Annotated in this window: 22 protein-coding genes and 1 pseudogene; 9 read left to right on the top strand and 14 right to left on the bottom strand. The window is 67.7% G+C overall.

The window, feature by feature from the left end; translation table 11 throughout:
* Nucleotides 1-518 precede the first annotated feature (518 nt).
* The 3 genes from RCF13_RS14155 to RCF13_RS14165 form a co-directional block, all read right to left on the bottom strand.
* Nucleotides 519-1679 (bottom strand): MFS transporter, encoded by a 1161-nt coding sequence (locus tag RCF13_RS14155; RefSeq protein ID WP_072167879.1) that lies wholly within the window; start codon nucleotides 1677-1679, stop codon nucleotides 519-521.
* A gap of 263 nt (nucleotides 1680-1942) precedes the next feature.
* On the bottom strand, nucleotides 1943-2692 hold the full coding sequence (locus tag RCF13_RS14160; protein ID WP_061478359.1) for a TerC family protein: 750 nt from the start codon (nucleotides 2690-2692) through the stop codon (nucleotides 1943-1945).
* Nucleotides 2693-2722: 30 nt separating this feature from the next.
* Entirely contained in the window at nucleotides 2723-3118 is a 396-nt protein-coding gene (locus RCF13_RS14165) for a diacylglycerol kinase (RefSeq protein WP_134969205.1), read from the bottom strand.
* A 213-nt stretch (nucleotides 3119-3331) separates the two neighbouring features.
* Here RCF13_RS14165 and RCF13_RS14170 point away from each other — a divergent pair, with 213 nt between their 5' ends.
* Entirely contained in the window at nucleotides 3332-4033 is a 702-nt protein-coding gene (locus RCF13_RS14170; protein WP_134969204.1) for an SGNH/GDSL hydrolase family protein, read from the top strand.
* 93 nt (nucleotides 4034-4126) lie between these two features.
* Here the strand turns inward: RCF13_RS14170 and RCF13_RS14175 are convergent, their stop codons facing one another.
* The 3 genes from RCF13_RS14175 to RCF13_RS14185 form a co-directional block, all read right to left on the bottom strand.
* Nucleotides 4127-5398, bottom strand: coding sequence for a HAMP domain-containing sensor histidine kinase (locus RCF13_RS14175; protein WP_061478362.1), 1272 nt, complete (start codon nucleotides 5396-5398; stop codon nucleotides 4127-4129).
* A 153-nt stretch (nucleotides 5399-5551) separates the two neighbouring features.
* Nucleotides 5552-6265, bottom strand: coding sequence for a response regulator transcription factor (locus RCF13_RS14180; protein WP_308141274.1), 714 nt, complete (start codon nucleotides 6263-6265; stop codon nucleotides 5552-5554).
* 87 nt (nucleotides 6266-6352) lie between these two features.
* Nucleotides 6353-6997: an arylesterase gene (locus tag RCF13_RS14185; protein ID WP_061478363.1), complete on the bottom strand. Its 645-nt coding sequence runs from the start codon at nucleotides 6995-6997 to the stop codon at nucleotides 6353-6355.
* A 75-nt stretch (nucleotides 6998-7072) separates the two neighbouring features.
* Here RCF13_RS14185 and RCF13_RS14190 point away from each other — a divergent pair, with 75 nt between their 5' ends.
* On the top strand, nucleotides 7073-7720 hold the full coding sequence (locus RCF13_RS14190) for an ATP-binding cassette domain-containing protein (RefSeq protein ID WP_061478364.1): 648 nt from the start codon (nucleotides 7073-7075) through the stop codon (nucleotides 7718-7720).
* Nucleotides 7717-10233: an FtsX-like permease family protein gene (locus RCF13_RS14195; RefSeq protein WP_231352552.1), complete on the top strand. Its 2517-nt coding sequence runs from the start codon at nucleotides 7717-7719 to the stop codon at nucleotides 10231-10233. The genes RCF13_RS14190 and RCF13_RS14195 overlap by 4 nt, the downstream gene beginning before the upstream one ends.
* Before the next feature lie 100 nt (nucleotides 10234-10333).
* Here the strand turns inward: RCF13_RS14195 and RCF13_RS14200 are convergent, their stop codons facing one another.
* The 5 genes from RCF13_RS14200 to RCF13_RS14220 all read right to left on the bottom strand — a co-directional run bounded on the left by RCF13_RS14200 (nucleotide 10334) and on the right by RCF13_RS14220 (nucleotide 15745).
* On the bottom strand, nucleotides 10334-11269 hold the full coding sequence (locus RCF13_RS14200; RefSeq protein ID WP_134969545.1) for a DUF6607 family protein: 936 nt from the start codon (nucleotides 11267-11269) through the stop codon (nucleotides 10334-10336).
* A 72-nt stretch (nucleotides 11270-11341) separates the two neighbouring features.
* Nucleotides 11342-11941: a Hemin transport protein gene (locus RCF13_RS14205; RefSeq protein WP_231352551.1), complete on the bottom strand. Its 600-nt coding sequence runs from the start codon at nucleotides 11939-11941 to the stop codon at nucleotides 11342-11344.
* Between the two features lie 4 nt (nucleotides 11942-11945).
* Nucleotides 11946-14102 (bottom strand): TonB-dependent hemoglobin/transferrin/lactoferrin family receptor, encoded by a 2157-nt coding sequence (locus tag RCF13_RS14210; protein WP_134969292.1) that lies wholly within the window; start codon nucleotides 14100-14102, stop codon nucleotides 11946-11948.
* Nucleotides 14103-14291: 189 nt separating this feature from the next.
* Nucleotides 14292-14486 (bottom strand): hemin uptake protein HemP, encoded by a 195-nt coding sequence (locus RCF13_RS14215; RefSeq protein WP_005412278.1) that lies wholly within the window; start codon nucleotides 14484-14486, stop codon nucleotides 14292-14294.
* A gap of 287 nt (nucleotides 14487-14773) precedes the next feature.
* Nucleotides 14774-15745: an aldo/keto reductase gene (locus RCF13_RS14220; protein ID WP_061478440.1), complete on the bottom strand. Its 972-nt coding sequence runs from the start codon at nucleotides 15743-15745 to the stop codon at nucleotides 14774-14776.
* A 193-nt stretch (nucleotides 15746-15938) separates the two neighbouring features.
* Between RCF13_RS14220 and RCF13_RS14225 the strand changes: the two genes are divergently transcribed.
* The 5 genes and pseudogenes from RCF13_RS14225 to RCF13_RS14245 all read left to right on the top strand — a co-directional run bounded on the left by RCF13_RS14225 (nucleotide 15939) and on the right by RCF13_RS14245 (nucleotide 20839).
* A complete protein-coding gene (locus RCF13_RS14225) occupies nucleotides 15939-17237 on the top strand; it encodes a nucleoside transporter C-terminal domain-containing protein (protein WP_134969291.1) in 1299 nt (432 codons plus the stop codon).
* A 25-nt stretch (nucleotides 17238-17262) separates the two neighbouring features.
* Nucleotides 17263-18228 carry a ribokinase gene (locus tag RCF13_RS14230; protein WP_010481872.1) on the top strand — a complete coding sequence of 322 codons (966 nt, stop codon included), beginning with the start codon at nucleotides 17263-17265 and terminating at the stop codon, nucleotides 18226-18228.
* 149 nt (nucleotides 18229-18377) lie between these two features.
* Nucleotides 18378-18808, top strand: a pseudogene (locus RCF13_RS14235) (hypothetical protein).
* Nucleotides 18809-18955: 147 nt separating this feature from the next.
* On the top strand, nucleotides 18956-19951 hold the full coding sequence (dusB, locus tag RCF13_RS14240; protein ID WP_061478441.1) for a tRNA dihydrouridine synthase DusB: 996 nt from the start codon (nucleotides 18956-18958) through the stop codon (nucleotides 19949-19951).
* 60 nt (nucleotides 19952-20011) lie between these two features.
* A complete protein-coding gene (locus RCF13_RS14245) occupies nucleotides 20012-20839 on the top strand; it encodes a class I SAM-dependent methyltransferase (protein ID WP_061478371.1) in 828 nt (275 codons plus the stop codon).
* A 57-nt stretch (nucleotides 20840-20896) separates the two neighbouring features.
* Here RCF13_RS14245 and RCF13_RS14250 read toward each other — a convergent pair whose 3' ends face one another.
* The 3 genes from RCF13_RS14250 to RCF13_RS14260 all read right to left on the bottom strand — a co-directional run bounded on the left by RCF13_RS14250 (nucleotide 20897) and on the right by RCF13_RS14260 (nucleotide 24596).
* On the bottom strand, nucleotides 20897-21964 hold the full coding sequence (locus RCF13_RS14250; RefSeq protein ID WP_154350241.1) for a metal-dependent hydrolase: 1068 nt from the start codon (nucleotides 21962-21964) through the stop codon (nucleotides 20897-20899).
* 119 nt (nucleotides 21965-22083) lie between these two features.
* The gene (locus RCF13_RS14255; RefSeq protein ID WP_134969366.1) at nucleotides 22084-22884 is read right to left on the bottom strand and encodes a UDP-2,3-diacylglucosamine diphosphatase; all 801 of its coding nucleotides are present in this window, start codon (nucleotides 22882-22884) and stop codon (nucleotides 22084-22086) included.
* A complete protein-coding gene (locus RCF13_RS14260) occupies nucleotides 22881-24596 on the bottom strand; it encodes a lysophospholipid acyltransferase family protein (RefSeq protein ID WP_231352550.1) in 1716 nt (571 codons plus the stop codon). Before RCF13_RS14260 ends, RCF13_RS14255 begins: the two co-directional genes overlap by 4 nt.
* A gap of 334 nt (nucleotides 24597-24930) precedes the next feature.
* On the opposite strand from RCF13_RS14260, the gene metK reads away from it, so the two are divergent.
* Nucleotides 24931-26142 (top strand): methionine adenosyltransferase, encoded by a 1212-nt coding sequence (gene metK / locus RCF13_RS14265; RefSeq protein ID WP_005408103.1) that lies wholly within the window; start codon nucleotides 24931-24933, stop codon nucleotides 26140-26142.
* The last annotated feature ends 87 nt before the right edge of the window (nucleotides 26143-26229 follow it).

Consider the following 26229-nt stretch of genomic DNA (forward strand, 5'->3'; position numbering starts at 1 on the left):
TGCTTACATCCACGGCTTCTACAATCCAGCCCGGCTACACTCGGCGCTGGGCTACCACTCGCCTAACAACTACGCCCGGCAGCTCCGGGCTGCCGCCTGAAACGGCTTCATGGCGTCCGTTTTCAGGGGGCCAGATCACACGCCCCAAGCCGACCCACCCTCCCGGCCACGGACAATTTCCTGCGCACCGCGGGAAGATCAAAAGAAAAATCAAAAGCAAAAGCCGGTTCTTCAAGCATTCGTGTCTACCAAGGTCGACACCTACCAAAGCAGAACGCCGTTCCGACCGATCGCGGCAATCTGTCGGAGGTGGGGCGGTGCGGGTTGGCAGGACCGTTGGCGCCATGGATGGCGCCATCGAGCCCCCATGATGGGTTCACGGCGTGTCCTGCCAACCCACACCGCCCCGCCCAACCCTCAGAAAACCAGCGCCGGCTGTTGCGGTTGCTGTTGCTTCGGCGGTTGCCTTCGCCTTTAGCGGGTGCAGGGCTGCAAGCCCTGCCGGAACCCCATATCACTCAGCAGGCCTCAGCCACCGCAGTGCGGCTACGCCCCAACCATGCCAGCAGCAGGCCCGACGCGGCCAGCAGGCCACCGGCCACCGGAATGGCGGCGTAGCCCAGGCCCAAGCTGATCACCGCACCACCCAGCGCCGCACCCACAGCATTACCCAGGTTGAATGCACCCACGTTGATCGACGACGCCAGGCCCGGCGCCTCGCTGGCCACCTGCATCACCCGGATCTGCAGCGGCGGCACGAGGGCGAAGGTCGCCGCACCGAACAGCAGTACACCCAGCGCCGCGGTGGCGTGGCTCATGAAGGCCAGCGGCAGCACGAACATCAGCACCGCCAGGGCAGCCAGCAGGATACGGGTGGCGCCATCGAGCGACCAGTCAGCCATGCGCCCACCGATGCCGTTGCCGAGGGTGAAGCCGATGCCGATCAGGGCCAGCGACACCGCGATGAAGGCATTGGAGGCGCCGGTCAACTCGGTCAGCACCGGTGCGACGTAGGTGTACAGCGTGAACATCGCACCCGCACCAAGCACGGTGGTGGCCATGGCCAGCAGCACCTGCGGCTGCAGGATCGCCTTCAGTTCGCGGCGCACGTCCGGGCGCGGTCCCGGCGCGGACGCCGGCAGCGCGAAGCCCAACGCAGTGATCGCGATCAGGCCCAACGCCGCAGTACCGGCGAAGGACAGGCGCCAGCCCAGCTGCTGGCCGACCCAGGTCGCCAGCGGCACGCCACCGATGTTGGCGATGGTCAGGCCCATGAACATGGTGGCCACGGCAGCAGCCTGCTTTTCCTTTGGCACCAGGCTGGCGGCGACCACCGCACCGATGCCGAAGAAGGCACCGTGGTTGAGGCTGGTGACCAGGCGCGACAGCAGCAGCAGCCCGTAGTTCGGCGCCAGCGCGGACAGCAGGTTGCCGACCACGAAGATCGACATCAGCAGCATCAGCGCGGTGCGCTTGCCGAAACGCCCCATCAGCAGGGTCATCACCGGCGCGCCCAGCATCACGCCCACGGCATAGGCGGTGATCAGCATGCCCGCAGTGGGGATGCCAACGCCGACGCCGTCGGCGATGACCGGCAACAGGCCCATCGGGGCAAACTCGGTGGTTCCGATGGCGAAGGCGCCAACGGCAAGCGCCAGCAAGGCGGCTCTGGAATTCATGGGGGAGTCCTGGGGGGGCGGGAATCGGGAGTGCGTAGCCTGCGCGCTTTACTGCGCCGGATTAAGCCTCGCCCCGGGAAAACACTGTTGATCCTGGTTCACAAGTGGAGGCCGGAACGCAGCCACAAGTGCAAAAGCCGCAGTGCCGGTGTAGAGCCGAGCCCATGCTCGGCTGCTTCCTGCCGGTCAGCCGAGCACGGGCTCGGCTCTACAAGGCAGAACGAAGAACCCCCGGCGTTGGCCGGGGGTTCGGGGTCATGCGCTTACCAGTTACCGGCGCCCGGCACGTTGTGCTCGCGGGCGCGGCGCCGCATCAGCAGGTTCAGCCACTCCACCAGCACCGAGAAGCCCATCGCGGCGTAGATGTAGGGCTTGGGAATGTGCACGTCCAGGCCATCCAGGATCAGCACCGCACCGATCAGCAGGATGAAGGCCAGCGCCAGCATCTTCACGGTCGGGTTGGCGTCGATGAAGCGGCCCAGCGGGTTGGCGGCCAGCAGCATCACCGCCACCGACAGCAGGATCGCGGCGACCATAACCGGCACGTGGTCAGCGATGCCGACCGCGGTGATCACCGAGTCCAGCGAGAACACGATGTCGATGACCGCGATCTGCGCGATCACGTAGCCGAACACGGCCGAGGTCTTGGTCGTGCTCGGATCTTCATCCTCGCCACCGGTGATCATTTCCTTGATCTCCATCCAACCCTTGATGATCAGGAACAGGCCACCAACGATCAGCACCAGATCGCGGATGGAAATGCCCATGCCGGCCACGGTGAACAGGTTCGCCTGCATGTGCGCCAGGTACGCCAGCGATACCAGCAGGCCGATACGGGTGATACAGGCCACCGCGATGCCGAGCCGACGCGCGAACGGGCGGCGGTGCTCTGGCAGCTTGCTGACGGCGATGGAGATGAACACCAAGTTGTCGATGCCGAGCACGATTTCCAGCGCGCTCAGCGTGAACAGGGTCAACCAGACATTCGGATCGGCAAGAAACTCAAGGGACATGGGAAGTCTTCAACAAGGGGAAATGAGGGATCAGCCGTATTTGCCGGCCATTGCATGCGGGACCACGACCAGCGCCCAGCACAGAAGCACGTTCATCATCAGCACGAACACCGCCGCCGAGCCCATGTCCTTGGCGCGGCCGGCCAACTCATGGATCTCGCTGCCGTAGCGTTCGATCACCGCTTCGATGGCCGAGTTGGCCAGCTCCATCGCCAGCACCAGCAGCATCGAGCCGATCAGCAGCGCGCGTTCGACCGGCGTCTGGCCCAGCCAGATCGCGATCGGCGTCAGCAGGATCAGCAGGTAGACCTCAAGCCGGAACGAGGACTCGTGCAGCCAGGCAGCGCGCAGGCCCTGCCAGGACCAGCGGGCGGCCTGGACGATGCGGCGCGGGCCGCGCGGCAGGTGGCCGAACTGATCAGCCACGGATGGAACATCCAGCAACGGGGGCGCGGCGCAGCGACCGCTCAGACGCACGGCAGGGAATCATGGGTGCACAGGAATAGGCAGATGGCGGCCATTTTGCCACAAGGCCGCCAACCGCAGCCCGCGCCGGCCCTCTGAACGGCCTGCCAGGGGCAAGCAAGGGCCCGGGCATGCTCCTATGATGGATGTCCCCCTTGCCTGCTGGAGCGCCTGATGTCCCGTCGCCGTACCTGCCTGCTGATGCTGGGCCTGCTGACTGCCGCACCGCTGGCCCAGGCGCTGAGCCCGGCCGAGTCGCCGCGGGTGCCCGAACAGGTTTCCAACGTGGCCTGGGCCGGCGACATGGCCCGCTTCGCCGGCGCCGACCAGTCCAACCCGCCGCCGCGCGGTGGCATCGAGTTCATCGGCAGCTCCTCGATCCGCTTCTGGGAAAGCCTGGCCACCGACTTCCCTGGCCAGCCAGTGTTCAACCGCGGCTTCGGCGGCTCGGAAGTGCGCGACAGCACCTGGTACGCCGACCGCATCGTGGTGCCGTATGCGCCCTGCAAGGTGTTCTTCTACGCGGGCGACAACGACCTCAACAGCGGTCGCAGCCCCGTGCAGGTGCGCGACGACGTGGTCGCCTTCGTGCAGCGCGTGCATCGCGACCTGCCGAAGACCAGGGTGGAGTACCTGTCGATCAAGCCGAGCCCGTCGCGCGCGCACCTGCTGCCGGCGATCAACGAAGCCAACACGCTGATCAAGGCTGCACTGGCGAGGCTGCCCAATACCGGCTTCACCGACATCTACACGCCGATGCTCGGCGCCGATGGCCAGCCGGACGCGACGCTGTTCCGCGAGGACATGCTGCACATGACCCCGGCCGGCTATGCGATCTGGACCAGGGCGCTGGCGCCGAAGGTCAACTGCAACTGAGGGACTGCGGACGCCGGGCATGGCCCGGCGCTACTGCAACCCCATCCACGCATGGCGTGGATCTACTGAATCACGGGCAATGGGGTCGGAGGATCAGCGGAACACCACCGTGGCCTCGGTGCCCTTGCCCGGCTCGCTGGCCAGGCTGACCTTCCAGCCGAAGCGGTCGCACAGCCGGCGCACGATCGACAGGCCCAGGCCGGTGCCCTGCGGACGGCTCGGCTCGGCGCGGTAGAACGGTTCAAACGCGCGCGACAGCGCCTCGGCGGACATGCCGATGCCGGTATCGCGCACCACCACCCGGTCATTGAGCACGTGCACGTCGATACGCCCTTCGTCGGTGTAGCTGCAGGCATTGCGCACCAGGTTGCTGACCACCACCTGCAGCACCCGCGGCGGTGCGTGCAGCTGTACCGGGCCTTCGCCGTGCAGGTGCACCGATACGGGCCGGTTGCCCAGCAGCTCGTTGGCGTTGTCCACCTCGTAGCGGACGATGTCGTTGACGTCGAACACCTCGATCTGCGGTTCGACATCGGCCTCGCGGGCCAGGATCAGGAACGCGTCGATCACCGCTTCCATGTCACGGCCTGCACGCTGGATGCGCTGCAGGCTGCGGCGCAGGCGCGGCTGCAGGGTTTCATCGCCCAGGGCCATGTCGCTGGCCACGCGGATGACGGTCAACGGCGTGCGCAGCTCATGGCTGGCATCACGGGTGAAGTTGCGCTCGCGCGCCACGTGCGCGCTGACCCGGTTGGCCAGTGAATGCAGTGCGGCCGCCAGCTGGCGGGTCTCGCCCTGCATGTCCGCCGGCAGCTTGTTCGGCTCCAGATCGGCCGCTTCGGGGTGGCCCGGGTCCCAGCGCGAGACGCGCCGCGCCAGCCAGTTCACCGGCGACACCAGTCGCTTGGAGGCACGGTAGGTGACCCAGCTGGCGCCATACACCGCCAACAGGGTCAGCAGCACCGGCACGATGCCGAACCAGAACGCCAGCATCTCCGCGCGCGAGCGCAGGAACACCAGGTACAGGCGACCGGCAGGGCGCACGTCGACCAGCACCAGCTGGTCGTCCTGGGGCAGCTCGTGGAAGCCAGGCTCCAGGGTGCGCAGGTTGGCCGGCAATGACAGTGCCGACTGCCCGCTTTCCAGCAGGTAGCCGCGGATGTTGTGGGTGTTGGGCGGCGGTTGCACCGGCGACGCCTCGTGCAGCGTCCAGTAATAGGCCGCTTCCTCGCGCAGGGCGGCGCCGACCAGGCTGTGCTTGATCACCAGCGAGACCAGCCAGGCACCGAGCAGGATGCCCAGGCTGGCCAGGACTGCCTGCAGGATGAAGGCGATACGGATCTTGCGCGGCAGGCCGTGCGGCATTGCGGGGTCCCGGTCAGAGCGCTGCGATTATAGGCAGCGCGCTGCGCCGTCGTCGTGCACGGAGGATGACCGGCGGCAACGCCGGCCGGTCATCCGTGCCCGGTGCGGGGTCGTTGCCCGGCCGGGCCTGATGCTGCACAGGCCGGGCCCCGATCAGGCCATCGGCTGGGCAATATCGGCAATGCGGTAGCCGGCGCTCTGCACGGTGTGCAGCAGCGGACGGTCGAACGGCTTGTCGATGATCTTGCGCAGGTTGTACAGATGGCTGCGCAGGGTGTCCGAATCCGGCAGGCCATTGCCCCAGATCTCGCGTTCGATCTCCTGGCGGGTGACCACGCGCGGCGATTCGCGCATCAGGATGGTCAGCAGGCGCAGGCCGATCGGCGACAGCTGCAGCTCGGTGCCGGCACGGGTAGCCCGCATGCTGACCGGATCAAGGACCAGGTCGGCGACCTTCAGCACCTCCGAACCGACCTGGCGGCGTTCGCGACGGATCAGCGCGCGCAGGCGGGCTTCCAGCTCCTGGATCGCGAACGGCTTGGTCAGGTAGTCATCGGCGCCGAACCCGAGGCCGGTGAGCTTGTCGTCCAGCGTGTCGCGTGCCGTGAGCATCAGCACCGGCGTGGACTTGCGCGCATCGTTGCGCAAGCGACGGCACACTTCGATGCCGTCCAGGCGCGGCAACATGAGATCGAGCACCACGACGTCATAGCTGTTCTCCGCCGCGAGGCGGTAGCCATCCAGGCCGTCCTGTGCATAGTCGACTTCGAAGCCGCGACCTTCCAGGTATTCCCCGATCATCTCGGAGATGTTGTGGTTGTCTTCGACCACCAGCACCAAGCCGGAGGTCTCCTTCGTCTGACGCATGTGATTCCCTCTAACTTCAGCTTTGTGAAACATGCCGGATCGACGGTGGACGCGATGTGAAGTTCCGTCAAGAGGTACACAAACGGTTCAGAGCAGCGGCCTGAGCAGCGGCCAGACGTTGTCCAGCACCTTCGGCTGCGCCTGCGCCGTGGGGTGCAGGCCGTCGGCCTGCATCATGCCCGGCTGCAGGGCCACGCCCTCCAGCAGGAACGGCAGCAGCGGCACCTTGTACTGCGTGGCCAGCGCCTTGTAGGCCGCGGCCAGGCGCTGGCGGTAGGCCGGTCCGTAGTTGGGGGGCACGTCGATGCCCAGCAGCAGCACCTTGGCGCCGGCCTTCTGGCTGGCCTGCACCATTTTTCCCAGGTTGCCCTGCACCTGCGCCGGGGTCAGCCCGCGCAGCGCGTCATTGCCGCCCAGCGCGATCACCACCACGGTCGGCTTCTCCCTGGCCAGCAGGCCCGGCAGGCGGGTCAGCGCGCCGGCGGTGGTTTCCCCGCTCATGCTGGCGTTGACGATGCGCGCCGGGGTTTTCGACTGCTGCCTGACCCGCTGTTGCAGCAAGCTGACCCAGCCGGCGTCGGCAGGGATATTGTGGGCGGCACTGAGGCTGTCGCCGAGCACCAGCACGGTGCCGGCCGGACCTTTGGCACAGGCCAGCCCCGGCAACAGCAGGAACCCTAGCAGCAGCACCATCATCGCGCCGGCTCGCCGGCTCCATCCCGTCTTGCGCATTGGAGTCTCCTCATCGACAGCCTGTCCCCCCGCAGCGCGCCCGTCGCCATCGCCGTCGACCAGGTCGGCAAATCCGTGCAAGGCCCGGAGGGTGAAGTCCACATACTGGACAACATCACCCTGACCGTCCATGAAGGCACCAGCGCGGCCATCGTCGGCGCCTCCGGTTCGGGCAAGACCACCCTGCTCGGCCTGCTGGCCGGGCTGGACCTGCCCAGCCGCGGCCGCATTGCGCTGTCGGGCCAGGACCTGGGCGACCTCGATGAAGAAGCGCGGGCCCAGCTGCGCGCGCGCGAGGTTGGCTTCGTGTTCCAGAGCTTCCATCTGCTGCCGGCGCTGACCGCCGCCGAGAACGTCGCGTTGCCACTGGAGCTGGCCGGGCGCGAGGATCGCGCGCGGGTCGATGAAGTGCTGGCCCAGGTCGGCCTCTCCCATCGTGCTCGCCACTACCCGCGCCAGCTGTCCGGTGGCGAGCAGCAGCGCGTGGCACTGGCGCGTGCCTTCGTCACCCGCCCGCGCATCCTGTTTGCCGACGAACCGACGGGATCGCTGGACCATGCCACCGGCCAGCACGTCAGCGACCTGCTGTTCGACCTCAACGCCGGCAGCGGCACCACCCTGGTACTGGTCACCCACGACCTGCGCCTGGCGCAGCGTTGCCAGTACATCCACCGCATCGATGACGGCCGCCTGCTGCCGGTCGAGCGTGGGGCACAGGCATGAACGTGCTGCGCCACGCGTGGCGCGCACTGCGCCGCGAGGCGCTGGCCGGCGACCTGCTCACCGTGTTCGCCGCACTGGTGCTGGGCGTGGCGGTGATGACCGCGGTGGGCACGCTGGTGAACCGGGTCAACCTGGCGCTGACCGGCAGCGCGGCGGAAATGCTCGGTGGCGATCTCGGCATCGCCGGGCGTGATGACCCGCCGCAGGCATTCGCCGACGAGGCACAACGGCGTGGACTGGCCTACACCCGCATCGCCAGCTTCGGCAGCGTGCTGTTCAACGGCGATGCCAGCCAGATGGCCAGCATCAAGGCGGTGCAGGCGGGCTATCCACTGCGCGGCACGCTGCGGGTACGGGCCACGCCCGGCGGTACGTTGATCACCGATGCCGGCATGCCACCCAAGGGCCAGGCCTATGCCGACCCACGCCTGCTGCAGGGGCTCGGGCTGAGGGCCGGCGATGATCTCGAGTTCGGCGCCGGCACGCTGCGCATCGCCGGCATCATCGAGGCCGAGCCCGACACCGGTGGCGACCTGCTGACGCTCTCCCCCACCCTGCTGGTCAACCGCGCCGACGTGGACGGCACGGGACTGCTCGGCCCGGGCAGCCGCATCAACTACCGGCTGATGTTCGCCGGACCAGCCGATCAGGTTGCCGCGCTGCGCCAGTGGTTGCTGCCGCAGGTGAAAGGCCTGCGCCTGCTGAGCGTGGATGACACCCAGCGCGGCGTGCGCCAGGCCTTCGATCTGGCCGGGCGCTTCCTCGGCCTGAGCGCGCTGCTGGCGGTACTGCTGGCCGGCGTGGCCACGGCGCTGGCGGCCAACCGCTTCGCCCTGCGCCGCATCGACCAGGTGGCGATCCTGCGCTGCCTGGGTGCGCGCCAGCGCGACATCCTGCTGGGCCTGGCACTGCAGCTGCTGATGCTGGCGGTGCCGGCCTGTGCGCTCGGCATCGGCCTGGGCATGGCCGCGCAGGAAGGCCTGGTGCAGGTACTGGGCAGCCTGGTGCCGCAGCGCCTGCCGTTGCCCGAGGCGATGCCTGCGCTGACCGGCGCCGGCATCGGCCTTTTGCTGCTGTTCGGCTTCGGCCTGCCGCCACTGCTGCGCCTGCGTGGGGTGCCGCCGATGCGGGTGCTCAACCGTTCCTTCGCTGCCCTGCCGCCGGCGTCGTTGCTGGCCTATGTGGCAGCGCTGGCGGCCAGTCTGCTGCTGGCGGTACAAGTCACCGGCGACCTGAAGCTGGCGCTGTGGGTGCTCGGCGGCCTGGCCACGCTGGCACTGGCCGCCGGCGTGGTCGGCTTCGTGCTGCTGCAGCTGCTGCGCGGCCTGCAGCACCGCCTGCACGGCCACTGGCGGCTCGGCCTGGCCGCGCTGACCCGGCGCCGGCTGCTCGCGGTGATGCAGCTGGTCGGGCTGTCGCTGTCGCTGTGCGCGCTGTTGCTGCTGGCGGTGACCGGCCCCGGCCTGCTGCAGCAATGGCGCGAGCGACTGCCTGCGGATACGCCGAATTACTTCCTGATCAACATCCAGCCCGAGCAGCGCGACAGTGTGCTGGCCGCATTGCGTGGACTGGGCGCCGGCGACGCCAGCATCGAACCGATGGCGACCGGCCGCCTGATCGCGATCAACGGCAAGCCGCCGCTGCGCGTAGACCGTACGCCTTCGCAGGACGGGCAGCCGTCGCAGGGCGAAGGCCAGCGTGAGGATGATGATGAAAACCGGCCGTTGAACTTCAGCTGGCGCAGCACCTTCCCCCCCGCCAACACGCTGGTCAACGGCACGTTCTGGACGCCCGACAGCACCGCGCCGGAAGCTTCGGTGGAAATCGGCTGGGCCAAGCGTTACGGCGTGTATCCGGGCGATCGCATCACCATTGCAGTGGGCGAGCAGGAACGCGAGTTCACCGTCACCAGCGTGCGCAAGGCCGACTGGAACACCTTCCGGCCGAACTTCTTCGTGTTGCTGAACCCGAATGCGGTAGGCGACACCCCGCACAACCTGCTGTCGGCCTTCCATCTGCCGGCCGGCAAAGCGGCGGGCCTGGGCGAACTGGTACGCGCGCAGCCGAACCTGTCGCTGCTGGACGTGGATGCGGTGATTTCGCAGGTGCGCGATGTGATGGAGCGCGTGGCGCAGGCGGTGCAGCTGGTGATGGTGTTCAGCCTGCTGGCCGGCGTGCTGGTGCTGCTGGCCGCACTGCAGGCCACCGCCGGCGAGCGCCGCTACGACAGCGCGGTGCTGCGCACGCTGGGCGCGACCCGGCGCCAGCTGCGTGGCGCGGTGCTCGTGGAGTTCGGCGCACTGGGCACGCTGGCCGCGTTGCTCGCGGTGGGCGCGGCGGCCGTCATCGGCGTGGCAGTCTCGCAGAAGGTGTTCGAGCTGCCGTTGCTGCCGCCGTGGCCGGGCCTGCTGGTCGGCGGCGTGGTCGGCATCGGGCTGAGCCTGTTGGCGGGTTGGTGGGGTACGCGGGCGATCCTCCATACGCCGCCGGCATTGGCGTTGCGCGAGGCCTGAGGCGGCGCCGGACCGGGGCGCGTGCCGAGCAAGCCCGGCCCCACCGGCAGCCGGTGGATGCGGTGCCGGGTACGCCCGGCCCCCATCTCCATCGCGGCGATCAGCCTTCCTTCGGCGCCTTTTCCACGTACTTGGCGAAGACCTCGTCGATCTGCGCGTCCTTCACCTGCTTGCCGGACTGGATCGCTTCGGCCTGGGTGAACAGCGGAATGATCATCGCCATGCCGTCGATCCTGGTCTTCAGGTGCACGCCCGGGGCCTGGCCGAGGAAACCGTCCCAGCGCTGACGCACCTTGGCCCAGTAACCGGCAGTGGCCTTCCAGTAGTTGCGCGCCGGGGTGAAGTCGACCTCGGTTGTCTTGACGTAGTCGTTGAAGCCGAACTCGCGGGCGATCTCCACCTGGCTGCCGTCGGCGTTGCGCTGCACCTTGGTGTTGAACTGCTCGTGGGTCCAGCCATTGGGCGTGAGCGTGTGGCGGTTGACCACGGCCAGCGCGTTGTAGTCGCTGCGCTTGGTGTACTCACGACGCGGCAGCGGGCGCCAGCTCAGGTCGCTGGTCCAGCTCGGCACATTGTTGGTGTACGTCCATTTGCCGGTGCCACAGTAGCGCGGTGCATCGCTCACTTCATACACGCACTGGGTCCAGGCGCCCTGGTTCACCGCTGCGGGAATGCGGCGTACCTGCCAGGTCTGGTCGGCACTGAACTCGAAGCGGTTGGGCGCTTCGTAGACCCAGTCCTGGCGCCAGTGCTTGGTGATGTGGCCGCTCTTCTCATCGAGCAACAGGTGCTGCAGCACGATGCGCTGCGGGGTGTCCTCGACCACGATGACCACTTCGCTGCCGCCGCTGCGCATCGCCGGCGCACGCTCGTAGCCGGGCTTGAGCAGCACGGTCTCGTCGAACGCGAAGTCGACGGTGTACTCGCCCTGCATGGCCAGGATGCTGTCGTGGTCGCGGGCGATGTCGGAGAGCTGCGCGCTGGCCACGCCGCTGGCAGCGAGCAGCAGCATGACGCTGGCTGTCTGGAACTTCATCGGGTCTTCCTTCGGGGTTGCAGGTTCGTTGAGAGGCCGTCCAGGGCCGTCGGGCGTTCCATCAGGAAAGGATCACAGGCGGATCAGCGGCAGGTCGCCGGGGATACGCGGTGCCGGCCGGCGCGCGGCGTCGGCGCAGCAGCAATCGTCGATCGCCAGCTCGCCTTCGGCACCTTCCAACCGCGCGATGCGACGCGCGGTGGCCGCGCCCAGCGAGGACAGGGTCGACAGGCTGGCCGCCAGGGTGCGGCCCTCGTCCGCGGCATGCAGGCGCAGCGTGCACAGGCGCCAGCGCTGGCCACCGACGTGCCCGGCCAGGCGACGCCACAGGCGTTCGCCGACACTGCCATCGCGGTCGTGCTGCGGGCCCGGCGGCAGCGCCGCGACCAGCCGGTCCCAAGCCAGGAAATCGCTGTCGGGCAGCAGGTACAGGCGCCACACGCAGCGGCCGCGGGCATCAAGGAAACACAGGCTTTCGCGTATGCCCTCGCTGTCCACGCCCTGGCAGGCGTGCACGCGCACCGCCTGGCGCCAGCCACCCAGCTCGTTGCCGTCGGCGCGGTACAGGCACAACACAGTGCCGAGCGTGGCCAGCTGTGCCGGGGTCGGCCAGGCCGCGCTGCCCTGCACGGCGATGGCGTCATTCCTGCGTGCGGACAAGGCTCGGCTCATGAGGTCACCAGGAAACTGCGAGGCTGGCGGAAAGGGTGCGGCCCGGGCTGGTGTAGCGATCCAGCACACGGCTGGTCGGCGACAGCGTCGAACCCACGTTGGACCAATCGATGTAGCGCTTGTCGCCCAGGTTGAACACGCCGACGTTGAAGGTCGCGCCCGGGGCGAAGTTCCAGTGCGCCATCAGGTCGGCCACGCCGTAGCCGGCCGGGCGGTACACCGTCGCTGCAGTGACGCGGTCCTTGCGCTTGACGAAGGTACCGGCCAGTTCGACGCCCCAGGCGTCGGCGTCGTACATCAGGCCGACGGTGCTGCGCAGCGGGTCGACCGAATCCAGCGGAGTGTCCTCGGTCTTGTTGTCACCGCGCGACCAGGCCACCGAGCTGCGCAGCGCCCAACCCTGGAGCGCCGGGTTGATCTGACCGAAGTCAACGCCAGCCTTCAGTTCAGCACCGTAGATGCGCGCATCGGCGATGTTGCGCGACTGGAACACCATCAGGCCCTGCGCGTTGGTACCGACCAGCGACTGCGACTCGATGAAGTCCTTGTACTCGTTGTAGTAGCCGCTGACGCTGACGTAGGCGGCCGATGACAGGAAGCGCAGGCCCAGCTCCAGGCCGTCGCTGGTTTCCGGCTTCAGGTCCGGATTGGGGATGGCGGTGTAACCGAAGGCGAAGTTGGTGAAGCCCAGGTTGACGTCGTTGTACGGCGGCGAGCGGAAACCATGCGAGTAGCCGGCGAACAGCGACCATTCGTCGGTGAAGCGATAGACCATGCCCAGCTTCGGCGAAACGCTGGTCTTGGTCAGCCTGGCCACCGCAACGCCGGGATTGTCGTCGGCGAAGATGCTGTCCACTTCCGGCTTCAGTTCGTAGCGGTCCACGCGCACGCCCGGCACCAGCGACAGCTTGCCGCCGGACATGCGCATTTCATCCTGCGCATACAGGCCCAGCTCGGTGGTCTTGCTGATCGGGAAATCGCGTACCGGGAAGGCGTCGGGCAGGATGGTGGTGCTGGTCTGGCCATTGGCCAGAACCTGATAGCCATCGCGCTTCTGGCGGATCTCGGTACGCGCGCCTTCGAAGCCGTAGGTGAGCGCATGTTCGACACTGCCGGTGCTGAACGCCTTGTTGAATTGTGCCTGCAGGCCGTACACGCGCTGGTCGAAGTTGAACTCGCGGTGGCGGCGGCTGCGGTTGGCGCGGTCTTCGTCGGTGATCTGGTTGGTCTCGCTGTGCTGGGTATACAGCTGCCAATGCAGGTTGTCGGCGAAGCCCTTGTCCAGCGCATCCATTTCATGGGCGAACGACACGCGGGTGCGGTTCTGCGTGTCGCGCGCCTTCATGCCGGTGGTGGTGGTGCGGTCGATCGAGGACAGCACGTTGGTATCGGTGGTGTCTTTGTTGCCTTCCACGGTCAGGCGGAAACGCTGGTCCTCGCTCGGTGCATAGACCAGCTTGGCCAGGCCACTGCGACCGTCGCGGTCCTGCGGGTTGGGCGCGGTACGGGTGTTGTCGAGGCTGCGCACATCGCCCTTGTTGCCGGTTTCCTGGCCCTGGCGATGGTTGATGTTGACCATGCCGCTCCAGTGTTCGCCGCCGAACGCGCTGGTCACGCCGCCGAGCAGGCCCTTCCACTCACCGTCGTAGCCGAACTTCAGGCCGACGTAGCTGTCCTTGCCATCCTTCAGATAATCGGCCGGATCCTTGGTGACGAAGGCCACCACACCCCCGAGCGCGTCGGACCCGTACAGCGAACTGGCCGGGCCGCGCACGATCTCCACACGCTTGAGCGTGTCCAGATCGGTGAAGTTGCGGTTGGCGTTGGAGAACGAGCCGATGTTGAAGCTGGTGGGCATGGCGATGCCATCGGTCTGCACGCGCACGCGGTTGCCGTCCAGGCCACGGATGCGGATGCTGCCAAGGCCGAAGCGCGCGGCGCTGCGGCTGACCGACAGGCCCGGCTCGTAGCGCAGCAGATCCTTGATGTCCTGCACCAGGTGCCGGTCCATCTGCTCGCGGTCGATGACATCGACGGTGGCCGCCACGTCACTCACTGCCCGCTCGGTGCGGGTGGCGGTGACCTGCACGCGGTCGAAGTCGCGCGCATCGGGCGCGGCGGTGGCCGCGGCAGCAGCATGGGCGGACAGCGGCAGGGCCATCCAGACGGCGAGGCAAAGGGCGGTAGGGCGGGTCATCGGGTTCGTTCGGTCAGGCAGGGGAACCCCCGGTTACCGGCACACCCGGGAGGTGCACGCGGTAGACCGAGGGGGAGAGAGCGGGCGCGGACGGGTCGCCCACCCTGCCGGCGCTGCCGGCAGGAGGGAGGGAGGCGGGCGACCAGGCCGCGGTTACTTGGTCAGGATCAGCTTGTCGTTGCTGGTGTGCCGCAGGCGGTAGAAGCGGTCGCCGTGCTGGATCAGGATTTCACGACGGCCCTTGAGCAGGGCTTCGCTGTCGATCACCTCTTCCGGCGGAACGACACGGACCGGGCGATCGCGGAGGGTCAGCGTTTCGGGGCGCAGCAGTACAGGTTGAGCATTCATGAGCATCTGGACTCGTGCGAGGGACGAGTCAAATGATAATGATTCTCAGTTGACAATCAACAACCATTCTCAATTTGATTGATGGGATTAATGATCGAATTCGAAAATTCAATAGGTGTCATCAATCAAAAGATGGCGCGGCGCTTTTGTAGAGTCGAGCCATGCTCGACTGCTCCTGGCACCGTCGCCTGGCAACGCCCGCGCTGCGCGCGGAGTCGAGCATGGCTCGACTCTACAAAGACCTGGTCAACCTGAAGTCCAGCATGGCTCGACTCCGCAAAGGGCTGTCAGGCGAAGACGGCCTCGACCTGCGCCCAGCCAGCCGCATCGACCTGCTCCAGCACCTCCAGCGCCTGCAGGTTCTGCAGCAGCTGGCTGACCCGGCTGGCGCCGAGGATCACGCTGGAGACGTTCGGATTGCGCAGGCACCAGGCAATCGCCAGCGTGGCCGGGGCGTGGCCCAGCTCACGCGCCGCTTCGCTGAAGCGGCGCACCTGGGCCAGGCGGGCCTCGGAGTCGTCACCCAGCACCAGCGCCTGCAGCCACTCCATGCCCTCGCGGCCCAGCCGCGCATCGGCCGGAATGCCCTGGTCGTACTTGCCGGTCAACAGGCCCGAGGCCAGCGGCGAGAAGATGGTGGTGCCCAGGCCGGCACCGGCATACAGCGGCGCATACTCGACCTCGACGCGTTCGCGGTGCAGCAGGTTGTACTGCGGCTGCTCCATCGACGGGCCCTGCAGGTTGCGCGCCTGCGCGATGTCCAGCGCCTGCTGGATCTGCGCCGCCGACCACTCCGAGGTGCCCCAGTAAAGGATCTTGCCCTGCCGCACCAGCGTATCCATGGCATGCACGGTCTCGGCGATCGGCGCGTCCGGATCCGGGCGATGGCAGTAATAAAGGTCCAGGTAGTCCACCCGCAGGCGCTTGAGCGCGGCATGGCAGGCGTCGGTCACATGCTTGCGCGACAGGCCGCGCTGGGTTGGCCGTGGGTCCCTGGCGCTGCCGAAGAACACCTTGCTGGAGACACAGATGCCGTCGCGCGGCAGGCGCAGGTCGGCGATCACATCGCCCATCACCTGTTCGGCGCGGCCGTTGGCATAGCCCTCGGCGTTGTCGAAGAAGTTGACGCCGTGGTCCCAGGCGGCAGCCACCAGGTTGCGGGCCTCGTCGCGCGGGATCTGGTCACCGAACGTCACCCAGGCGCCGAAGGACAGGGCGGAAATCGGCAGGCCGGTGGAGCCCAGGCGGCGGTATTGCATGCGAATCTCCTGCTGCGGGCCCGCATCCGGGCCGGGATCGAGCCCCATTCTACCTGCCGCCGCCGGCCGCAAGCCCTTGCCGTTGCTGGCCTGATCGGTACCGATGGGCGCGCGCACGCTGCTTTTTCTTGCCCCGGCCCCTGCCCTGCACTAGGCTTCCCGTTTTTCGCGACGCCCCAGGGGAGTCACTCACATGGTCGAAGGTTTGGGCAGGATCGGCTTCGGCCTGTTCGGGTTGGCGGTGCTGATCGGCATCACCTGGTTGTTTTCCAGCAACAAGCGTGCGGTTGACTGGAAGCTGGTTGCCACCGGTATCACCCTGCAGATCGCCTTCGCGGCGCTGGTGATCCTGGTGCCGGGCGGGCGCGACGTGTTCGATGCGCTGGGCAAGGGCTTCGTCAAGGTCCTGAGCTTCGTCAACGAGGGTTCGGGCTTCATCTTCGGCTCGTTGATGGACACCAAGAACTACGGCTTCATCTTCGCCTTCCAGGTGCTGCCGACCATCATCTTCTTCTCGGCGCTGATGGGGGTCATGTACCACCTCAACGTCATGCAGGCGATCGTGCGCGTGATGGCCTGGTCGATCACCAAGGTGATGCGCGTGTCCGGCGCGGAAACCACCAGCGTCTGCGCCAGCGTCTTCATCGGCCAGACCGAGGCGCCGCTGACCGTGCGCCCGTACATCGCCAGGATGACACAGTCCGAGCTGCTGACCATGATGATCGGCGGCATGGCGCACATCGCCGGCGGCGTGCTGGCGGCCTACGTCGGCATGCTCGGCGGTGGCGACCCGGTGCAGCAGGCCTTCTATGCGAAGCACCTGCTGGCGGCGAGCATCATGGCCGCACCGGCCACCCTGGTCGTGGCCAAGCTGCTGATTCCGGAAACCGGCACCCCGCTGACCCGCGGCACGGTGAAGATGGAAGTCGAGAAGACCTCCAGCAACATCATCGACGCGGCCGCTGCCGGTGCCGGTGACGGCCTGAAGCTGGCGCTGAACATCGGCGCGATGCTGCTGGCCTTCATCGCCCTGATCGCACTGCTGAACGCCCCGCTGACCTGGATCGGCGATGTGACCGGCCTGGCCGCTGCCATCGGCAAGCCGACCAACCTGTCGACCATCTTCGGTTACGTGCTGGCCCCGATTGCCTGGGTGATCGGTACCCCGTGGGCTGATGCCACCACCGTCGGTTCGCTGATCGGCCAGAAGGTCGTGATCAACGAGTTCGTGGCCTACACCGAGCTGTCGCAGATCGTGAACGGCCAGGTGGCGGGCGTGAGCCTGTCCGACGAAGGTCGCCTGATCGCCACCTACGCGCTGTGCGGCTTTGCCAACTTCAGCTCGATCGCGATCCAGATCGGCGGCATCGGCGGCCTGGCGCCGGAACGTCGCCACGATCTGGCCAAGTTCGGCCTGCGCGCGGTGTTGGGCGGTACCATTGCCACCTTCATGACGGCGACCATCGCCGGCGTGCTGACGCACTTCAGTTGAACCCCTGGTTGAGAAAAGATTTCCTATGAGCAGCAGTGTCGTTGTCGTCGGTTCCTTCAATGTCGATCACGTGTGGCGGTGCGAGTCGCTGCCGGCACCGGGTGCGACCATTGCCGGCCGCTACAGCACCGGCCCCGGTGGCAAGGGCTTCAACCAGGCGGTCGCGGCCTGCCGCGCCGGCGCCGACACGCACTTCGTGTGCGCGCTGGGCGATGACGCCGGTGGCGCCACCGCGCGCGAACTGGCCGCGCAAGATGGCTTCGGCCTGATTGCCGAAGCCAGCAGCGAGCCGACCGGCACTGCGGGCATCTATGTGGACGCGCGCGGCCGTAACACCATCGTGATCGGCCCGGGCGCCAACGCCGCGCTCAGCACCGACTTCCTGCAACAGCAGCAGGCATTGCTGACCGGCGCCAAGGTGGTGCTGGTACAGCTGGAATCGCCGGTGCAGACCATCGAAGCGGCGCTGGCCACGGCCCGCGAGGCCGGTGTCACCACCGTGCTCAACACCGCACCGGCCGACGCGCCCTCGACCATCGGCCTGCTCAAGCTGGCCGATGTGATCACCCCGAACGAGACCGAGTTCGCCGCGCTGCTCGGCCGCCATGTCGGTGAGCGCGTGGATGCCAACGATGTCGCCGCGCTGGATGGCGCCAGCCTGCATGCGCTGTGCCGCAAGCTGGTCGGCAACGGTACCGTGGTGGTGACCCTGGGTTCGGTGGGCGTGTTCGTCTCGCATGCCGACGAGAACCTGCGCGGCGATACCCAGCCGTACTACCGCGTCGGCGCCGAGCAGGTGCAGGCCATCGACACCACCGGTGCCGGTGATGCCTTCAACGGTGCGCTGGCCGCGTCGCTGGCGCAGGTGGCCGACGCCCCGTTCGCCCGCCACGTGCGCTTTGCCAACCAGTTCGCCGGTCGCTCGACCGAGAAGGAAGGCGCTGCAGCGGCGATGCCGCGCTTCACCCCGGCCGACGCCGAAGCCAAGTAATTCCACGCCACGCGTGGATGACAAGGCCCGGGTGCACAGGCACCTGGGCCTTTCTTTTGCACATTGCCCAGCCCCTGCGACCGCCTGTCGCATTGCCCACATCCTGCCCCTCGCTCACGATCCGCGCAGCTTCCTTGCACGGGCAGGACATGGACGGATTCCCCTGGTTGCTGGTCGCGGCCGCAGGCAGTGCCGCTGCGGCGCTGCTGCATATCGGCTGCATCGCCTTCGGCGCCGCGTGGTACAGGTACTTCGGTGCCGGCCAGCGCGGGTCCGGCTCGCGCATGCGGGGCACTGGTGGCCGCCGCTGATGACCGCCGGCATCACTGCCGTGCTGGTGGCCTGGACCCTGTACGCACTGGCCGCCGCGGGCTGGCATTCGCCGCTGCCGGCCAGCCGCCTGGTCCTGCCCGCCATCGCTGCCTTGCTGCTGCTGCGCGCCGCGATGGGCTTCGGCCTGGCGCTGTTCCGGCCGGGGTACAACGGCCGGCGCTTCTGGGTGGTCAGTTCGCTGGCCTGCCTGGGCCTGGGGCTGGCCTTCGCCCTGGGTACCCGCCAGGCCTGGCAGAGCCTGGGTTAGCCACCTACCATCGCCCGCCCTTGGGGGCGGCGGAAGCAACCGTCAAGCATCTGCTGATGCCGGTACGGCATGAGGTCGGTGCCGATCGGCCTGAACCCGGGGCCCGCCGACACCGCCCAGGCCGCGCCCGCGCTCTACAATGGGCGCATGCAGATCGGCCCGTACACCATTGCCCCCAACGTCGTGCTGGCGCCCATGGCCGGCGTCACCGACAAGCCCTTCCGCCTGCTGTGCAAACGGCTGGGCGCGGGACTGGCCGCCTCGGAAATGACCATCAGCGACCCGCGCTTCTGGAACACGCGCAAGTCGATCCACCGCATGGACCATGACGGCGAACCGGCACCGATCAGCGTACAGATCGCCGGCACCGAGCCGCAGCAGCTGGCCGAGGCCGCGCGCTACAACGTCGACCACGGCGCGCAGATCATCGACATCAACATGGGCTGCCCGGCCAAGAAGGTGTGCAACGCCTGGGCCGGCTCGGCGCTGATGCGCGACGAGCAGCTGGTGGCGCGCATCCTCGAAGCCGTGGTCAACGCGGTGGACGTGCCGGTCACGCTGAAGATCCGTACTGGCTGGGATTGCGACCACCGCAATGGCCCGGTCATTGCCCGCATTGCCGAAAACAGCGGCATCGCCGCGCTTGCCGTGCACGGCCGCACCCGCGACCAGCATTACACCGGCCAGGCCGAGTACGCCACCATCGGTGAGATCAAGGCCGCACTGCGCATTCCGGTGATCGCCAACGGCGATATCGATTCGCCGCAGAAGGCCGCCTACGTGCTGCAGCAGACCGGCGTGGACGCGGTGATGATCGGCCGTTCCGCACAGGGCCGGCCGTGGATCTTCCGCGAAGTGGCGCATTACCTGGCCACCGGCGAGGAACTGCCGCCGCCATCGCTGGCGGAAGTGCGCGACATCCTGCTCGGCCACCTGCATGCGCTGCACGCGTTCTACGGCGAACCGCAGGGCGTGCGCATCGCGCGCAAGCACCTGGGGTGGTATGCCAGGGACCGGCCGGAGAATGCCGCTTTCCGTGCGGTGGTCAACCGTGCCGAAGACCCGCAGAGCCAGATCGCGCTGACCACCGAGTACTTCGACCGCCTGATTGCCGGGGAACCGGCGCTGCCTTCGGCGGCCTGAGCCACCAATCCTGCGTTTCCGGACAGTCGAGCCTGCTCGACGCTACAAGAGCCCGCCTCCATGACCCCGCCGATCTCCTCTCCGACCTACCTGCACGGGTTTTCCGGCACCGAACAGCAGCGCCTGATGACCCAGGCGCGCCTGCTGGAATCGAGCATCTTCGGCCAGATCGACTACAGCGGTGCACGGCGCCTGCTGGAAGTCGGCAGCGGCGTCGGTGCGCAGACCGAGATCCTGCTGCGCCGCTTCCCCGAGCTGCACGTGACCGGCGTGGACCTGAGCGAGACCCAGCTGGCCACCGCGCGCGAGAACCTGGCGCGCACCCCGTGGTGCAGCGACCGCTACACCCTGCAGCAGGCCGATGCCGGTGAGCTGCCATTCGAGGCGCGCAGCTTCGATGCGGCGTTCCTGTGCTGGGTGCTGGAACACGTCCCCTCCCCTGCCCGCGTGCTGAGCGAAGTGCGCCGCGTGCTGGCACCGGGTTCGCCGGTCTACATCACGGAAGTGATGAATGCCTCGTTCCTGCTCGACCCGTACTCGCCGCACATCTGGCGTTACTGGATGGCCTTCAATGACTTCCAGTACGACCATGGCGGCGATCCGTTCGTCGGCGCCAAGCTGGGCAACCTGCTGCTGGCCGGTGGCTTCCGCGACGTGCATACCGAGATCAAGACCATCCACCTGGACAACCGCGAACCGGCACGTCGCAAGACCATGATCGCGTTCTGGGAGCAGCTGCTGCTGTCGGCGGCCGACCAGCTGCTGCAGGCCGGCTCGGTGGACGAGGACACCGTGGAAGGCATGCGCCGCGAGTTCCGCCTGGTGCAGAACGACCCGAATGCGGTGTTCTTCTACTCGTTCGTGCAGGGCCGCGCCACGGTGTATTGATCCGGTGTTCTGCTGCCGATTGAGGGCGTAGAGCCACGCCATGCGTGGATCCACTGATCAATGCACGGCGGTGTGGTCGGCCGCGCCCGGCGCCGCCGCCGGCTCCTGCCAGATCCGCTGCCACATCGCCGCCAGGCGGCGACCGGCGTCGGCACGCGCGGCGGGACTGCTGTAGTCCACCCGCACCTGCTCGGGAACGATCGCCCGCCACTGCCCGTCGGCCTGCCCGGCCACGACGAAATTGAAGGTGTAGTCCGGCTCCAGCCCCATACGCAGGTCGCTCAGCACCAGCCTTCCGTCCACGACCTGCGCACGCATGAAGCCACGGTTGAACCATTGCAGCTGCTGCACCGCCGGGATGGCCTGCGCTTCGCGCAAGGCCTGTACGTTGGACGCATGGCCTTCGAACCGCATCGGCCCGTGGTCGGCCAGCAGCGAACGGTCAGCCACCACGTAGCCGCTGGGTGTCATCGCCACCACCCGCCACAGCAGGGTGTTGAACGGCATCGGCACCGAGAAGCGCGGCGCATCGCCCAGGCCCATCGCGGCCAGGCTCTGCTGCGCGGCCCGATCGACCTGCGCCTTGGCGATCAGCCCCCAGCCCAGGTAGCCACTGCTGAGCAGCAACGCCGCGCCCAGCACCTTGCCCGCCCAGGGCCGCGCACGACCGAACCAGGCCAGCACGCAGCCCAGCAGCAGCCACACCGTGTAGCCGGGGTCGATGATGAAGACGCTGGAGCCCATGGTTGGGTGTGGCCGCAGCGGCCACCACAACTGGGTACCGTAGACGGTGAACGCATCCAGCACGGGATGGGTGACCAGCGCCAGCTGGATCGCCCAGAACCAGCGCAGCGGTGACTGCGCGACCCGGCCGTTGCCGAAGCGCTTGAACAACCACCAGATCAGTGCGGCCACCCAGGGCAGCACCAGCAGCGAATGGCTGAAGCTGCGGTGTTCGGTCATGTTCGCCACCGGGTCGGCCGCAGTGAAGCCAAGCCACAGGGCGTCGAGGTCCGGCAAGGTGCCGAGCGCGGCACCGGCCAGCAGGGCCGCGCGGCGATGGCCGGGCGGAGCGATGGCAGCAGCGACTGCGCCACCGAGCACGATCTGGGTCAATGAATCCATGGGCCGATGCTAGCGGCTTGCGCGCGGTGTATGTAGAGCCGAGCCCATGCTCGGCTGCTCTTCGTTGCGCGTAACGTCAGCCGAGCATGGACTCGGCTCTACAGCGGGACGGACGCGGGCTATGCCGCTTGCGACAACCGCGCGCCGGGCAGTTCCAGCAGGGTCTGGCCGCTGTGGTCGAGCAGGCGCAGCGCGCCGTCGTGGTCTTCGACCAGCGCGGTCAGGCTTTCCACCCAGTCACCATCGTTGGCATAGACCAGGCCATCGCGTTCGACCAGCGCGGCGCGGTGGATATGCCCGCAGACGATGCCGTCCAGGCCGCGTCGACGCACGTCGTCCAGCCCGGCCTGCACGAAACGCTCGATGTAGCGTTCAGCGGCGCCACTGCGCTTCTTCAGGAACTCCGACAGCGACCAGTAGCGCATGCCCAGCCGCCGCCGCACTGCATTCAAGGCCTGGTTGCCGGTGAGGATGCGGTAATACAGCCAGTCGCCGAATTTTTCCTGCAGGCCGCCGAAGTGGGTCACGCCGTCATACTCGTCGCCGTGCGCGACCAGCAGCCGGCGGCCATCGGCGGTCACGTGGATGGCGCGGCGGCGCACCTGCATCGCCGGCAGCATCAGACCGCAGACCTGGCGCAGCGAAGCATCGTGGTTGCCCGGAATGTAGATGATCTCGGTGCCGGCACGGCGCAGCGCGTGCAGCGCCTGGATGACCTCGCTGTGCGACTGCCGCCAGGTGGCACGGCGGTGCGCCATCCACCACAGGTCGATGATGTCGCCCACCAGGTACAGCCGTTCACAGCGCAGCTGCGAGAGGAATCGCGCCAGCTCGATGGCATGGCAATGGCGCGAGCCCAGGTGCACGTCGGAGACGAACACTGCGCGCCGGCGCGGCGACAGGTTCGCCAGCGTGCTCATGCCGGCGTCCCCGCGTCGCGCAGGTAACGTTTGCGCTTGTTCGGCCGGACCGCGCACAGGTCCACCTCGATCAAGCCGTCGATCGAATCGCTGAAGTCAGGGTCGACGCCGAACGCAAGGAAACGCGCGCCTCCGGGTTCGCACAGATCGGTGTACTGGCGGTACAGCGTGGGGACGCCGGTACCGAGCGCAGCCAGGTTGGCCTTCAGCACGTCGAACGCAGCGCTTGCATCCAGCTCACCGAAACTGGGCGGCGCAGCGAAGTACTGGAAGGGGCGGTTCGATTCGGCCAGGCCCGCGCTACCGCTGTAATAGCGCTGGTAGTACGCCACCAGCTGCTCGCGTGCGTCGCGCGGCAGCGCCGCACTGATCGACACCGCGCCGAACAGGTAGCGGATCCCCGGCCGGCACTGCAGGTAGGCACCGATGCCCTGCCACAGGTAGTCCAGGCTGCGGCTGCCCCAGTAATCGGGCACCACGAAGCTGCGGCCCAGTTCCAGGCCCTCGGCGATGTGGGTGATGGCATCGTCGGAATAGCGGAACAGCGACGCGCTGTAGAGCCCGGACAGGCCGTGCCGGGCCAACGCGTGGGCACCACGCATGATCCGGTACGCGCCAGCGATGCGCTGCGCGGCGGCGTCCCAGATCACGATGTGCTCGTACTGCGGGTCGTAGTTGTCGAGGTCACGGCTGCGGCCGGTGCCCTCACCCACCTGGCGGAAGGTCAGTTCGCGCAGGCGGCCCAGTTCCAGCAGCAGTGGCGAATCGGCAGTGCAGGTGGCCAGCAGGATCTGCTTGCCGTCGGCGGTCTGGCCCAGCTGGGTGGCGGCAGCAATGCCAGCGGCGACCTGCGAAGGTGGCACCGGGGCGGCCAGCGGCTCAGGGCCCGCGCAGGCAGCGGCATTGCCGGCCGCGCCATTGCGGCCCAGCGCATAGAGTGCGCGGCGTACCGCCAGCAGTTGGGCACCCGGGTCACCGCCATCGCCCAGCCGCATCGGCTCGCCGATGCTCAGCCGCAGCGGGCGGCCACGACGGGTGAACATCTCGCGCGCCAGCAGCGCGGTACCGGCCGGCTTGAACAGGGTCGAGGCGCCATAGAACAGTGCCGAGTTGCGCGCTTCCACCCGCACCGGCAGCACCGGCGCACCGGCGGCACGGGCAAAGCGGACGAACCCGCGCTGCCAGCGGCCATCGCGGATGCCGCGCAGCGACAGGCGCGAGACCTCGCCAGCCGGGAACACGATCACGCACTGCTCGGCGGCCAACGCCTGCTCCACCGCATGCAGACTGCCGCGCTGCGCCTTGCCGCCCAGGATGCGCACCGGCAACAGCAGATCCTGCAGCGGAGCGATCGCCCCCAGCAGGTCGTTGGCCACGATCCGCACATCGCGGCGGATACGGCCGACTGCGTCCAGCAAGGCCAATGCGTCCAGCGCCCCGGAAGGGTGGTTGGCGACAATCAGCAGGCGGCCGGTGGCCGGAATCTTCGCCAGCGCAGCCGGATCCACCTGGTACTGGCCGCCGATGAACTCCAGGCCGGCGGCGACGAAACCGAAGCCGCGCAGGCCTGAGCTGCGCTGCAGGAAGGCTTCGATCTGGTCCAGGCGCGACCAGCGGCCGACGCTGCGCAGCAGCGGCCGTGCCAGCTGGCCACGGCGGCCATGGAACCAATCGGGGAAACGTTGCTGGAGACGCTGTTCGAGTTCCTGCATGGCGGATCCACTGATGCCCGGCGGCCGGATTGGCCGACAGCCTGCGCCCGGCAGGCGGCAGCCAGATGGCGGTTTCGGGGCAGAACGATGACGGCCGGCCCTCTTGACGGCCGGGTCGCGGCCTGCGCGGTCGGGGGTTGGGCAGCCCCGTCTGTTGTCACGCTGGTGGAACACTGGGCCTCGAGGCTGGCCCCCAATCCCGTCGTGACGGCCCCTGCCGGGCCTACGCGGGCTTAACCACCGGCAACCGGTACCGGTTCACAATGCACAGGCGGCGCACCCCGTGTATCATGCGCGCCCATCTTTCCATCCGAATCAAGGGATATTACGCCTGATGTCCAGCTATCTCTTCACCTCCGAGTCGGTCTCCGAAGGCCATCCGGACAAGGTTGCCGACCAGATCTCCGATGCGGTGCTGGACGCGATCCTGACCCAGGACCAGCGCGCCCGCGTGGCCTGCGAGACCATGGTCAAGACCGGCGTTGCCATCGTGGCCGGTGAAATCACCACCAGCGCCTGGATCGACCTGGAAGCGCTGACCCGCAAGGTCATCACGGACATCGGTTACGACAGCTCCGACGTCGGCTTCGACGGCGCCACCTGCGGCGTGCTGAACCTGATCGGCAAGCAGTCGCCGCACATCGCCCAGGGCGTGGACCGCAAGAAGCCGGAAGAAATGGGCGCTGGCGACCAGGGCCTGATGTTCGGCTATGCCACCAACGAGACCGACAGCTACATGCCGGCCGCGATCCACCTGTCGCACCGCCTGGTCGAGCAGCAGGCCAAGATCCGCAAGAAGAAGAACTCGCCGCTGTCGTGGCTGCGCCCGGACGCCAAGAGCCAGGTCACCCTGCGCTATGAAAACGGCGTGGTCTCGGCCATCGACGCCGTGGTCCTGTCGACCCAGCACGCCCCGGGCATCAAGCAGAAGGACCTCATCGAGGCCGTCCGCGAAGAGATCATCAAGCCGGTGCTGCCGGCCAAGTGGCTGCACAAGGGCACCAAGTTCCACATCAACCCGACCGGCAAGTTCGAGATCGGCGGCCCGGTGGGCGACTGCGGCCTGACCGGCCGCAAGATCATCGTCGACACCTACGGCGGCTGGGCCCGTCACGGTGGTGGTGCTTTCTCCGGCAAGGACCCGTCCAAGGTCGACCGCTCGGCCGCCTACGCGGCCCGCTACGTCGCCAAGAACGTGGTTGCCGCCGGCCTGGCCGACCGTTGCGAAGTGCAGGTCTCCTACGCCATCGGCGTGGCTGAGCCGACCTCGATCTCGGTCACCACCTTCGGCACCGGCAAGATCAGCGACGACAAGATCGAGAAGCTGATCCGCAAGCACTTCGACCTGCGCCCGTACGGCATCATCAAGATGCTGGACCTGATCCACCCGATGTACCAGCAGACCGCGGCCTATGGCCACTTCGGCCGCAAGCCGAAGGAGTTCAGCTACCTCAACGGCGAAGGCGAGACCGTCAACGCCACGGCCTTCTCCTGGGAGAAGACCGACCGCGCCGCCGCCCTGCGCGCCGATGCGAAGCTGAAGTAAGCAACACGAAGGGCCGCTCACGCGGCCCTTCTGCTTTCTGTAGAGCCGAGCCCATGCTCGGCTTTCTTTTTCCTGCGACAAGAGCAG

Origin of the sequence: Stenotrophomonas maltophilia group sp. RNC7 (genome assembly GCF_030910085.1) — a bacterium.
Classification (GTDB): domain Bacteria; phylum Pseudomonadota; class Gammaproteobacteria; order Xanthomonadales; family Xanthomonadaceae; genus Stenotrophomonas; species Stenotrophomonas sepilia.